The 235-nt window shown below is 52.8% G+C and carries 1 pseudogene; it reads left to right on the forward strand.

The features are described 5' to 3' along the window. Positions 1–235 (forward strand): annotated as a pseudogene (locus R0J87_RS24815) (hypothetical protein); the annotation flags it as partial.

Genomic DNA, 235 nt, shown 5'->3' on the forward strand with positions numbered 1-235 from the left:
GTTACTGTTTCAAAAGCGCGAGTTTGCGCCGTACTGGTTTGAGTCTGCGACGCCGACGTTCCTGGTCGATTTTCTTAAACAGCGTGGGGTATTTACGCCTTCGTTAGATCATTTGGAAACTGAGTATGAACTGCTCAGCCAGTTCGAGGTGGATCAGATCAGGACCGGAGGTCTGCTGTTTCAAAGCGGCTACCTGACCATCCAGCAGGTAGAGGAGCCGCTGCTGGGATACCGC

Source organism: Halomonas sp. SIMBA_159 (genome assembly GCF_046536035.1).
Classification (GTDB): Bacteria; Pseudomonadota; Gammaproteobacteria; order Pseudomonadales; family Halomonadaceae; genus Vreelandella; species Vreelandella venusta_A.